The organism is Pseudomonas sp. FFPRI_1, assembly GCF_055384485.1.
In genome coordinates, this window is record NZ_AP029168.1 from 4,653,381 (window position 1) to 4,668,141 (window position 14,761).

Annotated in this window: 9 protein-coding genes; 6 read left to right on the forward strand and 3 right to left on the reverse strand. The window is 66.1% G+C overall.

What is annotated here, in order from left to right:
* Nucleotides 1-28: 28 nt before the first annotated feature.
* The 6 genes from ACZ5BO_RS20635 to ACZ5BO_RS20660 all read left to right on the forward strand — a co-directional run bounded on the left by ACZ5BO_RS20635 (nt 29) and on the right by ACZ5BO_RS20660 (nt 9,784).
* A complete protein-coding gene (locus ACZ5BO_RS20635) occupies nt 29-1,162 on the forward strand; it encodes a branched-chain amino acid ABC transporter substrate-binding protein (protein ID WP_025129865.1) in 1,134 nt (377 codons plus the stop codon).
* Nucleotides 1,163-2,095: 933 nt separating this feature from the next.
* Complete coding sequence (locus ACZ5BO_RS20640) at nt 2,096-2,653, forward strand: phage tail protein (protein ID WP_025129864.1); 558 nt, start codon at nt 2,096-2,098, stop codon at nt 2,651-2,653.
* Nucleotides 2,654-2,688: 35 nt separating this feature from the next.
* The gene (locus tag ACZ5BO_RS20645; RefSeq protein ID WP_464696333.1) at nt 2,689-3,255 is read left to right on the forward strand and encodes a phage tail protein; all 567 of its coding nucleotides are present in this window, start codon (nt 2,689-2,691) and stop codon (nt 3,253-3,255) included.
* A 35-nt stretch (nt 3,256-3,290) separates the two neighbouring features.
* A complete protein-coding gene (locus tag ACZ5BO_RS20650) occupies nt 3,291-3,842 on the forward strand; it encodes a phage tail protein (protein ID WP_025129862.1) in 552 nt (183 codons plus the stop codon).
* Nucleotides 3,842-4,390 carry a GNAT family N-acetyltransferase gene (locus tag ACZ5BO_RS20655; RefSeq protein ID WP_464696334.1) on the forward strand — a complete coding sequence of 183 codons (549 nt, stop codon included), beginning with the start codon at nt 3,842-3,844 and terminating at the stop codon, nt 4,388-4,390. Before ACZ5BO_RS20650 ends, ACZ5BO_RS20655 begins: the two co-directional genes overlap by 1 nt.
* A gap of 174 nt (nt 4,391-4,564) precedes the next feature.
* The gene (locus ACZ5BO_RS20660; RefSeq protein ID WP_464696336.1) at nt 4,565-9,784 is read left to right on the forward strand and encodes a putative Ig domain-containing protein; all 5,220 of its coding nucleotides are present in this window, start codon (nt 4,565-4,567) and stop codon (nt 9,782-9,784) included.
* A 137-nt stretch (nt 9,785-9,921) separates the two neighbouring features.
* Here ACZ5BO_RS20660 and ACZ5BO_RS20665 read toward each other — a convergent pair whose 3' ends face one another.
* The 3 genes from ACZ5BO_RS20665 to ACZ5BO_RS20675 form a co-directional block, all read right to left on the reverse strand.
* Nucleotides 9,922-11,334 carry an aspartate aminotransferase family protein gene (locus ACZ5BO_RS20665; protein WP_025129860.1) on the reverse strand — a complete coding sequence of 471 codons (1,413 nt, stop codon included), beginning with the start codon at nt 11,332-11,334 and terminating at the stop codon, nt 9,922-9,924.
* A gap of 2 nt (nt 11,335-11,336) precedes the next feature.
* Nucleotides 11,337-12,785, reverse strand: a complete 1,449-nt coding sequence (locus ACZ5BO_RS20670) for an APC family permease (protein ID WP_464696337.1) — start codon at nt 12,783-12,785, stop codon at nt 11,337-11,339.
* A gap of 136 nt (nt 12,786-12,921) precedes the next feature.
* On the reverse strand, nt 12,922-14,412 hold the full coding sequence (locus ACZ5BO_RS20675; RefSeq protein ID WP_464696338.1) for an aldehyde dehydrogenase: 1,491 nt from the start codon (nt 14,410-14,412) through the stop codon (nt 12,922-12,924).
* Nucleotides 14,413-14,761: the final 349 nt, after the last annotated feature.

Below are 14,761 nucleotides of genomic sequence, written 5' to 3' on the forward strand. Positions count from 1 at the left end.
ACCGTAACCCACAGGAGTGGAACACCCAATGAGTCGTATCAATAACAAAGCCACCCAACTGCTCAGCGCCATGATCCTTGCCGGCCTCGCCTGCCATTCCCTGGCAGCCGACAGCATCCGCATCGGCATTGCCGGGGCCAAGACCGGCCCGGTGGCGCAATACGGTGACATGCAGTTCAGCGGCGCGCGCATGGCCATCGAGCAGATCAACGCCAAGGGTGGCGTCGACGGCAAGCAACTGGTGGCCGTGGAATACGACGATGCCTGCGATCCCAAGCAAGCCGTCGCCGTGGCCAACAAGGTGGTCAACGACGGCGTCAAGTTCGTGGTCGGGCACCTGTGCTCCAGCTCCACCCAGCCGGCCTCGGACATCTACGAAGACGAAGGCATCGTGATGATCACCCCGGCCGCCACCAGCCCCGAGCTGACCGCCCGTGGCTACAAGATGGTGTTCCGCACCATCGGCCTGGACAACGCCCAGGGCCCGGCGGCGGCGCGCTACATCGCCAAGCTCAAGCCGACCAACGTCGCGGTGCTGCACGACAAGCAGCAGTACGGCGAAGGCATCGCCAGCTCGGTCAAGGAGATTCTCGGCAAGGAAGGCATCAAGGTGGCGATGTTCGAAGGCATCAACGTCGGCGAACGCGACTACTCGTCGATCCTGGCCAAGCTCAAGCAGGCCAACGTCGACTTCGTCTACTTCGGCGGCTACCACCCGGAGATGGGCCTGCTGCTGCGCCAGGCCAAGGAAAAGGGCCTGACCGCCCGCTTCATGGGGCCTGAAGGCGTGGGCAACGACTCGATCTCGCAGATCGCCAAGGATGCTTCCGAAGGCATGCTGGTGACCCTGCCCAAATCCTTCGACCAGGACCCGGCCAACAAGGCCCTGGTGGAAGCCTTCGAAGCCAAGAAGGAAAACCCCAGCGGCCCGTTCGTGCTGCCGTCCTACTCGGCGGTGGAAGTGATTGCCGGGGGCATCGCCGCGGCCAAGAGCGAAGACCCGGAGAAAGTCGCCGAGGCGATCCACAAGGGCACCTTCAAGACCCCGACTGGCGACCTGAGCTTCGATGAAAAAGGCGACCTGAAGGACTTCCAGTTCGTGGTCTACGAATGGCACTACGGCAAGCCCAAGAGCGTGGCGGGCGAAAACGCCGGGCTCTGAGCCATCCCCCGGGAGCTGCAGCGCCCCGCTGCAACTCCCTGGCCGTGCCTTGCCGGCACGGCCCCCATCGCACTTTTCGAGCCGACGCCGCAGCGCACAACTTCCCACTTCCAGGCAATACCCTATCGCCTTAGTTGGGAATAACTTATGCCCCGGTAACAACCCGGAAGGCGCTCAGGTAACACCCGTTCGGCGGCTCTAGAAACACCCACGAAGGTCATACTTTAGAAGCACTAAAAGCCACTAGGCGGGCAACTCGTTAGTGTGCTTTGTTTTTTCCCAGGGCAACTTAAGAGCGCCAGGAACTACTTCCTTGTCAGTCCGCCTGTGCCAGCCTGGGCCGTTGCAAAAAAAAACCTAAGAACCTGCTCCAGATCCGCCAATCAACTTTGTATTCACCCCGATACACACGCCCATAGCCTTGGCCAGAGCGCTCGACAGCGCTACCCGGGGTCTGCCGCCGGCAATCCCAAGGGCCCTTCAGCTACGCCAGAAAATCCCGCCGGCAAAGGCCCTGCACCAAATCGGTGCCGACCACCGCGGCCCCTGCAGGGGCGCCACCGGGGCGATTCAGCGGGAAAATCGATCAACAGAAAAATCTGGTCTAGGCTATAGATCTATCCTGTTGAGCAATGAAGAAAAACGCTACCGGGCCTCAAGAAAAAGTTCAGGCACGGCGCTTCACACAGCCTGCCCAAGCGCTTTAGTTAGTCGAGTGTTACCGATAAACATGGACTTTTTGTTACCGCCAAAGAAATGCCAAAGCTGCGCACTAGAGAACCGTCAAGAGGCTTTGGTAGTTGTGAAGCGAATTACAAAAAAAATAGTATTTGCGCACTAAATTAACTTTTGTTTATTGTGCGATCCGCGCCGCTCCCGACCTTGGGAAAACAACTTTCTGGCGCCAACGTTTTTTTTCATGGAGGAAAGAATATGGATCCCTTTGTCGGTGAAATTCGTCTGTTCCCCTGGGGCTGGGCTCCGCAAGGCTGGCTGGTTTGCGAGGGCCAGATTCTACCTTTCCAACAATACGTCGCCCTGGCCTCCCTGCTGGGCACCCGCTTTGGCGGTAATGGCAGCACCACCTTCGGCCTGCCCGACCTGCGCGGACGAGTCGCCCTGGGGATGAACCCAGTGGCCTCCACCAACCCGCTCCTCAACGTGCATGCCATGGGCAGCAGCGCCGGCACCGAGACGGTGACGCTGGGCACCGACGCACTGCCAGCCCATACCCATACCGCCTATGTCGCGGACGCCGCCGGCACCATGGGCCCGGCAGGCGGCATTCCGGCGATCAGCTCGAACTCCACCGGAGCGGTGTTCAAGCCCACCTATGTGACCGCCAACACCACAACCCCACCCACCGACCTCGTTAACCTGAATGGCAGCTCGGTGGTGCCGACTCAGGGCCTGCCCATGGAAAACATGCAGCCTTCGATTGTCGGTTGTTTCTGCATTGCCACCAGCGGCCTCTATCCGCCACGCCCGTAGCCATCCCCTACAGACCCTCAAGCAAGGAAACTGATATGTCTGAAGCATTCCTCGGCGAGATCCGTATGTTCGCAGGTGATTATCCGCCGCGAGGCTGGGCCATCTGTGACGGCAGCTTGCTGCCAGTTCAAAGCTACGAGGCCTTGTTCGTGGTGCTGGGCACTACCTACGGTGGCAACGGTGTCACCACTTTCGGCCTGCCGGACTATCGCGGGCGGGTCCCCGTCGGCCAAGGACAAGGCGTCGGGCTCAGGCTCAGGACCCTGGGGACGACCATGGGCAGCGAAACCGTGACCATGACCACCGCCAACACCCCCGCGCATACCCATGCATTCATGGTCAGCAGGAACCCGGCGACCTCGGCCACCCCCAATCCGCCCGCCGCGCCCAAGAGCCAGACCTTCGGTGCATTCGCCAGCGCCGGCGTGATCAAGGGGCTGTACAGCACCCAGGCGGCCAGCCCGGTCAGCCTGAGCCCGCTGTTTCTCTCCGAAGCCCTGGTACCGGCGCAGAAAGCCCCCCTGCCCCACGACAACATGATGGGATCGCTGGCCATCAACTACATCATCTGCCTGTCGGGCATCTTCCCGACACGGCCTTAGTCTTTCCCCATTACTTCATTCTGGACTGAGCGATCATGGATGCATTCACCGGCGAGATCAGGCTGTTCCCCTACAATTACGCACCACAGAACTGGGCCTATTGCGATGGCTCGGTGCTGCTGACGCAACAGTTCCCCACCCTCTACTCGATCATTGGCAACCTCTATGGCGGCAACCCGGGAAAGGACTTCAAGTTGCCCAACCTCAATGGCCGGGTGGCCATGGGCGCCGGGAGCGGCGTGAACCTGACGTACAGGCCGGTAGGCGATGCCAAAGGTGCCGACGCGGTGAAAATGCTGCCGGCCAACTTCGCCGGACACACCCACGCCATGCAGGCCAGGGACGGCACCGACAACACCGCGGCGGTGGACCAGCCCACCACTGCAACCTACCTGGCGCAGCCGCGCAACGTGCACCTGTACAGCGCCATTGCTCCGACTGCCAGCAACCCGTCGCTGGCCCCCGACACCCTGGTTTCGGCAGGTACCCCCAGCGCAGCGGGCGGCACGCTACGCAACACCATGCAGCCGTTCCTGACCCTGGCCTACTGCATCTGCCTCGATGGCGAGTACCCGTTGAAAAATTGATGACGCACGCCTCCAGCGGTCTTTTATCCCTGCTGCCACTGGGCGGCGAACCCGGTCTGCGCATGCAGACCGGCAACGACCAGGCCCTGCTCGGCGACCTTTACCTGTCGCGGCGCTGGGCCGAAGTCAGTGCCGTGCCCGGCTGGAGCGACGCGCAGCGCCGGGCGTTCCTGCTGTCCCAGGAACAGCTGCAGCGCAGCCATTACCACCAGCATTACCCCGAGGCGGCCTTTCTCATCGTCGACTGCGCCGGGACCGCCATTGGCCGCCTGTGTGTGGACCAGGACGCGTGCGCCATGCGCATCGTCGACATCGCCCTGCTGCCGCAGTGGCAAGGCCGGGGAATCGGCAGCCGCTTGCTGCACGCGGTCCTGCAGCTGGCCGATCGTCAGGGCCTGGCCTGCCACCTGAGCGTCGAACACAGCAGCCCGGCCCGTCGCCTGTATGAGCGCCTGGGCTTTCAGGTCTGTGGCGAGGCCGGCCCCTATACCCCGATGCAGCGGCCGGTGGGCCGGCCGCAGCCGCCCAAGGAAGTCCTGGACGCATGAAACCCAAGCACCTGGGCGGCACGCCAGCGGACCCCTGACGCTGCGCCACCTCTCAGCCCGAGATGACATTCAAGCGCAGGCGCCACGGGCGTCGGCCTTTTGGTTCCATCGGTGCGCAGCCCTGCAACGGAGCAGGACACGCCCGCAACAATAGCCGTATGGCAGGAAGCCCCAATGAGAACACCCCTCACCACCTCCGGTAGCAGGCTGGCAAAAAGACTGGTCGCGCTGTTCCTGCTGTTCTGTGCGATGACCATGGCCAGCCAGGCGATGGCAGCACGCCCGGTCATTGTCTCTCCGGCCACGGGCACCACCCTGGCACCGGTGGCGGTGAACCAATCCATGAGCGTCACCATCACCGCCACCGGCGGCGCGACTCCGCTGGACGGCTGGTACGAATGCGACATCGACGACCCAAGCTATGACGGCACGCAGATCTGCCTGCCGCCGGGGCTGACCCTCAACCCTTCGCCCAACAGCCACACCACGACCCTGTCCGGCTCACCGACCACGGCCGGCAGCTACACCTTCGCCATTTCCCTGAATGACGGCCTGAACCAGGCCGGTGTCGCCACCTACACCCTGGTGGTCGGTGCCAGTGGCCCGCCGACCCTGACCTCGGTGGCGCCCAACAACGGCAGCACCGCCGGCGCCACCTCGGTGGTACTGAGCGGGACCAACCTGACCGGCGCCACTGCCGTCACTTTCGGTGGGGTGGCGGCCACCAGCTACAGCGTCACCAACGCCACCAGCATCACCGCCACCACCCCGGCCCATGCCGCTGGCGCGGTAAACGTGTCGGTCACTACCCCGGGCGGCACCGCCACCCTGACCAATGGCTATACCTATAGCGTGCCGGCTCCGACGGTTGGCCCGGTAAGCACCACGGTAGCGGCGAACAGCAGCAACAACTCCATTACCCTGAGCCTGAGCGGTGGCGCGGCCACCAGCGTGGCCGTCTCCACCGCCGCGGCGCACGGCACTGCTACGGCCAGCGGCACCACCATCACCTACACGCCAACCCCCGGCTACTCCGGCAGCGACACCTTCGCCTATACCGCCACCAACGCCAGCGGCACCTCCAGCCCGGCCACCGTGACCATTACCGTCAGCCCGCCCGTCCTGTCCGTGACCCCGAGTACCCTGAGCAACGGCACCCAGGGCACGGCCTATAGCCAGAACCTCAGTGCCTCGGGTGGCACCGCACCCTACAGCTACGCCATCACCGCCGGCGCCCTGCCGGCCGGCATGACCCTGAACACCGGCAGCGGCCTGATCAGCGGCACGCCCAGTGCCAGTGGCACGGCCAACCTGACCATCACCGCCACCGACGCCAACGGCGCCACCGGCTCGCGCGCCTACAGCCTGCTGATCAATGGCCTGCCCCCGATTGCCGGTGCCGTCAGCGCCACGGTGGTCGCCAACAGCAGCGCCAACCCGATCACCCTGAACCTCAGCGGCGGCGCCGCCAGCAGCGTGGCCGTGGCCAGTGCGGCCGGCAACGGCACCGCCACCGCCAGCGGCACCACCATCACTTACACCCCGAGCGTCGGCTACTCCGGTTCCGACAGCTTCACCTACACCGCGACCAACGCCAGTGGCACCTCCAGCCCGGGCACCGTGAGCATCACCGTCACTGCGCCCACCATCAGCATCACCCCGACGACCCTGAGCAACGGCACCCAGGGCACGCCGTACAGCGCCACCATCAGCGCCTCTGGCGGTACCGCGCCCTATACCTATGCAGTCAGCAGCGGCACCCTGCCCAGCGGCTTGTCCATCAGTTCGGCGGGGGTCATCAGTGGCACCCCGACCGCGTCAGGGCCATTCAACTTCACCCTGCGTGCCACCGACGCCAGCAGCTTCACGGGCTTTCGCGCCTACAGCATCAACATCAGCGGCGTACCGCCGGTGGCCAGCGCCGTCAGCGCCACGGTAGCCGCCAACAGCAGCGCCAACCCGATCACCCTGAACCTCAGCGGCGGCGCCGCCAGCAGCGTGGCCGTGGCCAGCGCGGCCAGCCATGGCAGCGCCACCTCCAGCGGCACCAGCATCAGCTACACCCCCACCGCAGGCTACTCCGGGGTGGACAGCTTCACCTACACCGCGACCAATGCCAGCGGCACATCGAGCCCGGCCACGGTGAGCATCACCGTCAGCGCCCCAAGCATCAGCCTGAGCCCCGGGTCCCTGAGCAACGGCACCCTCGGCGTTGCCTACAGCGTCAGCCTCAGCGCCTCGGGCGGCAACGCGCCCTACAGTTTTGCCATCACCTCCGGGGCCCTGCCGGGCGGCCTGAGCCTGAACACCAGTAGCGGGGTCATCAGCGGCACGCCGAGCGGCAGTGGCACGGCCAACCTGACCGTCACCGCCACCGACGCCAACAGCGCCACCGGATCCCAGGCCTATACCCTGGTGATCGTCGTCCAGGCACCTGTGGCCGGCGCCGTCAGCGCCACGGTGGCGGCCAACAGCAGCGCCAATCCGATCACCCTCAACCTCAGCGGCGGCGGCGCCAGCAGCGTGGCCGTGGCCAGCGCGGCCAGCCATGGCAGCGCCACCGCCAGCGGCACCAGCATCAGCTACACCCCGACCGCCGGTTTCTCCGGCTCCGACAGTTTCACCTACACCGCCACCAACGCCAGCGGCACCTCGGCCCCGGCCACCGTGACCCTGACGGTGAGCCCGCCGACCTTGAACATGACCCCGGCGACCCTGGGCAACGGCACCGTGGGCAGCCCGTTCAATGCCACCTTCAGCGCCAGCGGTGGCACCGCGCCCTACACCTACAGCCTGCTCAGCGGCACCCTGCCCAACGGCGTGACCCTGAACAGCAGCGGAGGGCTCAGCGGTACGCCGAGCAGCGTCGGCAGCTACAACTTCACGGTGCGGGTCACCGACACCTACGGCGCCATCGGCAGCACCGCCTACAGCACTGCCATCGGCATCAATGCGCCGATCGCCAGCGCGGTCAACGCCACGGTCAGCGCCAACAGCAGCGCCAACGCCATCAGCCTCAACCTCAGCGGCGGCAGCGCCAGCAGCGTCGCGGTGGCCAGTGCCGCCAGCCACGGTACCGCCAGCGCCAGTGGCACCAGCATCACTTACACCCCGAACGCCGGCTTCTCCGGTTCCGACAGCTTCACCTACACCGCCAGCAACGCCGGCGGCACCTCGAGCCCGGCCACCGTGACCCTGACCGTGAGCCCGCCAACCCTGGTGATGACTGCCACAGCCCTGGGCAACGGCACCGTGGGCAGCGCCTTCAATGCCAGCCTGAGCACCAGCGGCGGCACTGCGCCCTATAGCTACAGCCTGCTCAGCGGCTCGCTGCCCAGCGGCGTGACCCTGAGCAGCAGCGGGGTGTTCAGCGGCACCCCGAGCAGCGCCGGCACCTACAGCTTCACGGTACGGGTCACCGACGCCAACGGCGCCAACGGCAGCACCGCCTACAGCACCAGCATCGGCATCAATGCGCCGATCGCCAGCGCGGTCAACGCCACGGTCAGCGCCAACAGCAGCGCCAACGCCATCACCCTCAACCTCAGCGGCGGCAGCGCCAGCAGCGTCGCGGTGGCCACTGCCGCCAGCCACGGTACCGCCAGCGCCAGTGGCACCAGCATCCGCTATACCCCGACCGCGGGTTACTCCGGGACGGACAGCTTCACCTACACCGCCAGCAACGCCGGCGGCACCTCGAGCCCGGCCACCGTGACCCTGACCGTGACCGCGCCAACCCTGGTGGTGGCCCCCGGCACCCTGGGCGCCGGCACCGCGGGCAGCCCCTACAGCGCCACCCTCAGCGCCACCGGTGGCACCGCGCCTTACAGCTTCAGCGTCAGCGCTGGCAGCCTGCCGGCCAACCTGAGTCTCGACCCGGCCAGCGGTTTGATCAGCGGCACCCCCAGCAGCAGTGGCACCAGCAACCTGACCATCACCGCCACCGACGCCAATGGCGCCACCGGCACCCACGCCTATTCGATCACCATCGCGGTGGTGCCGATCACCGTGCCGTCCTCCAGCCAGGTGCTCAGCTCCGGGCAGTCGGTCACCGTCGACCTGACCCAGGGCGCCACTGGCGGGCCGTTCACTCAGGCCGACCTGGGCAGCGTGACTCCGGCCTCGGCGGGGCGGGCGATGATGATGGGCCCGTTCTCGATGCGCTTCGTGCCCTCGGCCGCCTTCGCCGGCACCGCGGTGGTCCGCTTCAGCCTGCGCAACGGCAGTGGCTCCAGTGCCGCCGGGACCATGAGCTTTGTCGTTCAGGCTCGCCCCGACCCGAGCAAGGACGCCGAAGTGATCGGCCTGCTCAACGCCCAGAGCCGCGCGGCGGAACGCTTTGCCAGCACCCAGATGGACAACTTCAACCGTCGCATGGAGCAGTTGCACCAGATGAAGTGCGACCGTAATTCGTTCAATGCCAGCCTGAGGAAGGACGGCCGCGACGTGCCTCTGGGAGAAATTGCCAAGGCGGTGCAGAACCAGCTGGGGGATTCGGCGCACCAGACCGAGCAGGAACAACGCGCAGCCGCAGCCGCCGAGCAGGACTCGTGCAAGCAGGATGCCCTGGCCTTCTGGAGCGACGGTTTCGTCAACGTCGGCTCGACCCACGCCCGCGGCGCCCGGAACAACAGCTTCACCACCCTGGGCCTGAGCGCCGGTGTCGACTATCGCCTGTCGCCATCGGCGGTGGCCGGTGTCGGGATCGGCTACGGCAATGACCGCAGCGAGATCGGCAGCAACAAGACCCGCAGCGATGCCGATGCCATTGGCATCGCCACCTACCTGAGCCTGAACCTGGCGCCTCAGGTATTTGTCGATGGCCTGTTGGGCTATAACCGCATCAGCTTCGACTCGCGCCGCTACATCACCGGCAGCAATGACGACTATGCCCGCGGTTCCCGGGATGCCGACCAACTGTTCGCCTCCTTGACCGCCAGCTATGAGTATCGCCAGGGTCCGTTGTCGCTGACGCCCTACAGCCGCCTGAATGCCAGCAGCACGCGCCTGGATGCCTTCCGTGAAAACGGCGGCGGTATCTATGGGCTGTCCTATGACGAGCAGCGCCAGCAAAACTTCACCTCGTACCTGGGCCTGCGCTCGGGCTACGACTTCATGACCCGGGTCGGCGTGGTGACGCCCAAGGTCGGCCTGGCCTGGGGTCATAACTTCAGCACCACCAGCGACTACAAGATGCGCTACACCGACCAGGGCGACGAAGGCCTGCTGTACCGGCTCAAGCCCGACTCCCAGGACAGCGATTTCGCCGACCTCGACCTGGGCCTGGACTTCAACCTCGGACGCGCCTGGCAGTTGGGGGTCTCCTACAAGACGGCCCTGGGCTCCGATGAACGCAGCGATATGTTCCGCATCGGCCTGAACGGCAAGTTCTAGTTCCTGGCCACAGGCTAACCGCCCGCGCCCTGGGCGTTGCAGCAGGAAAGACTTCCCTGCCAGCGCCAAGGCAAAAAAAACACCCCGCAAGGCGCCAAGCTTCGCGGGGTGTTTTTTTTCAGCCAGGGGGCAATGCCCTAGGCCGCAGGCAAGGTGCCCGCCGCCAGCTCCTGCGCGGTGCGTTCCACCGCACGCCGAGTCTTGTCCACCAGCTCATCGATGTCGCCACGGCTGGCCACCAGGGCCGGGGCCATGATCATCCGCCCGAAGGTCGAGCGAATGATCACCCCCTCCTCAAAGCCCAGGGTGCGGCAGCGCCAGGCGATGTCGTTCTCGTTGGCGAAGCGCTTGCGGCTGGCCTTGTCTTCGGCGAACTGCAAGGCGGCCACCAGCCCGGTGCCCTGGATCTCGCCGATCAGCGGGTGGTTGCCGAACACTTCCCGCAGGCACTGCTGCAGGTAGGGGCCGGTATCGTTCTTGACCTGGCTCACCACCCCTTCATCGCGCAGGGCCTTGAGGTTGGCGATGGCCACCGCCGCTGCCACCGGGTGCCCGGAATAGGTCAGGCCGTGGGCGAACACCCCGCCCTGCTCCACCAGCACCTGGGCGATGCGCTTGCTCAGCACCAGCCCGCCCATGGGGATGTAGCCGGAGGTCAGGCCCTTGGCGATGGACAGGGTGTCGGGCTCGAAGCCGAAATGCTGGTGGGCGAACCATTCGCCGGTGCGGCCGAAACCACCGATCACTTCATCGGCGCACAGCAGCACGTCGTACTGGCGGCAGATGCGCTGGATCTCCGGCCAGTAGCTGTCTGGCGGGAAGATCATGCCGCCCGCGCCCTGGAACGGCTCGGCGATGAAACCGGCAACGTTCTCGGCCCCCAGTTCGAGGATTTTCTGCTCCAGCTGGCGAGCGCAACGCAGGCCGAACTCCTCGGGCGTGAAGTCGCCTTCGTGGGCGAACCAGTAGGGTTCGTCGATGTGCGCCACGTCCGGGATCAGCCCGCCCATGTCGTGCATGAACTTCATTCCGCCCAGGGCCGTGGCCGCCAGGGTCGAGCCGTGGTAGCCGTTCCAGCGGCCGATCATCACCTTCTTCTGCGGCTGGCCGAGGATCTGCCAGTAGCGGCGCACGCTGCGGATCAGCACCTCGTTGGCCTCGGACCCGGAGTTGGTGTAGATGGCGTGGCTGTAGTGCCCGGGCAGCAGGCTGAACAGCAACTCGGAGAGCTCCACCACCGCCGGGTGGGTGGTGTGGAAGAACATGTTGTAGTACGGCAGTTGCTCCAGCTGGGCGCTGGCGGCAGCGGCCAGGTCCTTGCGGCCGTAGCCCAGGTTGGTGCACCACAGGCCGGACATGCCGTCCAGGTAGCGCTGGCCGTCGTTGTCCCACAGGTGCAGGCCCTCACCGCGGACGATCACCCGCGGGCCCTCGGCGTTCAGCGCCTTCTGGTCGAGAAAGGCATGGATATGGTGCGCGGCGTCGGCGGCCTGGTAATCCTGGGTGCTGCGGGGCGCGGCCGGCTGCGGCTGTTGAGTGGCGGTGCTCATGGTCATTCTCCTGCACGGTAGGCGGGTTCAAGGGAAGGTTGGGTCGCGGTGGTCGGTTCGCCGGGCAGCAGCGGTTCGGGAACGAACAGCGGCTTGCGCATCACCAGCTTGATCCAGACCACGGCGATCAGCGAAATCACCCCCAGCACCACGCCGGCACTGCCGAAGATCCGCGCGGTCATCTCGGGGGATGGGGAAACGTGGTAGATCGCAAACAGCATGCCGACGATCCCCAGCACCTGGGGCCAGGGGTAGAACGGCGAGCGGAACGGCCGTGGCGCATCGGGGTAGCGCTGGCGCAGGGCGATCACGTCGATGTGCACGACGATATAGGCCAGCAGCCACGCCAGGGCGGCGGCCAACAGCAGCAGGCTGATGGAGTCCGGGTCCTGGCCCAGCAGCAGGATCGGCAGGCCGGTCAGCGCGGCGACGAACAGCACCGCCACCCAGGGCGTGCGGCCCCGGGGGCTGAGGCGCTTGAACTGGGGAAAGGCCTGGCCGTTCTGGGCCATGCCGTAGAGCATCCGCGGCAGCGCCGCCAGGGACGAGTTGACCGTGCTGCAGGTGGCGGTGATCACCGCCCCCACCAGGAACAGCTTGCCGGCCTCACCGAACACCGTGGTGGCGAACAGGAAATGCGGCAGCGGATCGCTGGCCAGTTGCGCCCGCGGGACACAGAGCAAGGCACCCAGGCAATACAGGGTAATCACCAGGAAGATCACGCTCAGGCCGATGATCATCGAACGCGGGATATTGCGCTCCGGGTTGCGGGTTTCCTCCACCAGCGGGCAGACGAACTCGGCACCGACAAACCCCCAGATGGCCATGGCTGCCAGGGCCAGGGCGCCGACTTGCAGGGGGTTCCAGCCCTGGTCCAGGGGCAGTTGCAGGTCGGCCTGGGCACTGCTCACGGCGCCCAGGCCGAGGGTCAGCAGGATCACCACCATCACCACCGCCAGCACCGTCTGCAGCTTGGCGAACACATCGATGCCCAACAGGTTGAGCAAGGTGAACAGGCCGAGCACTCCGTAGGCCACCAGCATCGGCGGCAGCGCGCCGGGGTAGACCTTGCCAATGATCAAATCCAGAAGCAGCAGTTCGGCGGACAGGGCAAACATCGCCACCACCATGTAGCCGGAGAAGGTCGCGAGGATCGCCGGGAAATGCCCGATGGCCACCTCGGTGTAGCTGCTCAGGCTGCCGGCCCGGGGCACCATCAGCGCCAGTTCGGAAAACGACAGGGCATAGGTCAGGGCCAGCAGGTAGGCCAGCAGCAGCGGGATGAAGAAGCCCAGCCCGGCCATCCCCGCCCCTTGCAGCATCAGCACCATTACCCCCTGGGACACCACCAGGCCGACGGCCACCGAGACCAGCGAGCCGAGGCCCAGCACCCGGCGCAACCCGCCATTGCGCACGGGGCTCGCCACCCCGTTGGAGACACTTGCAGTCATGGCACACACTCCATTTTTTATTGTTGTGGGCCTGCCGGTGATCCGGCAGGTGCGGCGCCACCGTGCCGCGGCTTGAACCGCGGCGGGCGGCGCCATGGGTGACCCGTACCGCGGGTCGCAAGGCATCGAGTCCGCGTCAGCGCAGCTGGAACCAGGTGGTCTTCAGCTGGGTGTATTTGTCGAAGGCGTGCAGCGACAGGTCGCGGCCGAATCCCGACTGCCGGCCACCGCCAAAAGGCACGGTGACGTCCAGGGCATCCACGGTGTTCACCGACACGGTGCCGGCCCGCAGTTGGCGGGCAACGCGGTGGGCGCGGTTGAGGTCGTCGCTCCACAGCGAGGCGGCCAGGCCATAGACACTGTCGTTGGCCAGGCCGATAGCCTGCTGCTCATCGTCGAAGGGGGTGACCGCCAGTACCGGGCCGAACACTTCTTCGCGGGCGATGGCCATCTGGCTGTGGACCCCGGTGAGGATGGTCGGCTCGATGAAGTTGTCGCTGCCGTCCAGGTGCCGCTGGCGACCGCCACAGGCCAGTTGCGCGCCCTGCTCCCGGGCGCCGTGGATATGGCCCATGACGCTGGCGGTCTGGCGGGCGTCGACCATGGCCCCGGCACGGCTGGCCGGATCCAGGGGGTTGCCCGGCATCCAGTCCCGGGCCTTGAGCAGCAGGCGCTCGACGAACTCGTCATGAATGCTGCGCTCGACCAGCAGGCGCGAGTTGGCCGAGCACACCTCGCCCTGGTTGAAGAAGATGCCGAAGGCGGCCTTCTCGGCGGCCAGGTCCAGGTCCTGGCAATCGGCGAACACCAGGTTCGGGCTCTTGCCGCCGCACTCCAGCCAGACCTGCTTGAGGTTGGACTGCGCCGAGTACTGCATGAAGTACTTGCCCACCTCGGTGGAGCCGGTGAACACCAGGCAGTCCACGTCCGGGTGCAGGCCCAGGGCGCGACCGGCCTCGGCGCCCAGGCCCGGCACCACGTTGAACACGCCTTCCGGCACCCCGGCCTCCAGGGCCAGCTCGGCCAGGCGCAGTGCGGAGAACGGCGACTGTTCGGCGGGCTTGAGCACCACCGAGTTGCCCACCGCCAGGGCCGGCGCCAGTTTCCAGGCGGCCATGTCCAGGGGGAAGTTCCAGGGCACCACGGCGCCGATCACCCCCAGCGCCTCGCGGCGGATACTGGCGTGGCTGTCAATGCCCGAGGGGGCCACCTGGTCGTAGAGCTTGTCGATGCTTTCGGCATACCAGGCAAAGACATTGGCGGCCCCGGGCACGTCGAGGTTCCAGGCATCCATCACCGGCTTGCCCATGTTCAGGGATTCGAGCAGGGCCAGCTCTTCGCGATGGGCAAGCATCAGCTCGGCCAGGCGCAGCAGCACCCTCTTGCGCTCCACCGGCGCCATGCGCGCCCAGGGCCCCTGTTCGAACGCCTGGCGGGCGGCGGCGACGGCGAGGTCGACCTCGACCTCGCCGCAGGCACTGACCCGCGCCAGCAGCTGGTTGTTCGCCGGGTTGATGGCGTCGAAGGTGGCGCCGCTTTGCGCCGATAGGTGACGGCCGCCAATCAGCGCCTGGTCAGTGAATGTTTGTCGGGCAGCTCGTTGCTGCCAATAACCGAGATCGAACACGCTGCATACCCTCGTCGACCGTTGCAACGGCCTGGTTGTTATCGGAGTCGGGAACGATGGTGCGTCACTGCGCGCCAGAGGAAAAATACTAAAAATATGCTCGAACCCAATGAAAAAGCTCTGCAGTCAGGCGGCCTGGCGCCCCACCCCAACGCCCACTTGAGCGAAGCGTTTGCCCCCGTGGCGGCGGCGCCTGCTGCCACCGCCGTCCGTTCCATAGAAGGTGGTGTCAAGGCCCGTTGCCTTGGCAGATTTTGCGATGGCTATGCCCTCGCGCCGAAGCACGCTGGCTCGCCACAACAGGCTGTTTCACCGCAACCCGCCTCACCAGCCAAGCCCTGGGTGCGCC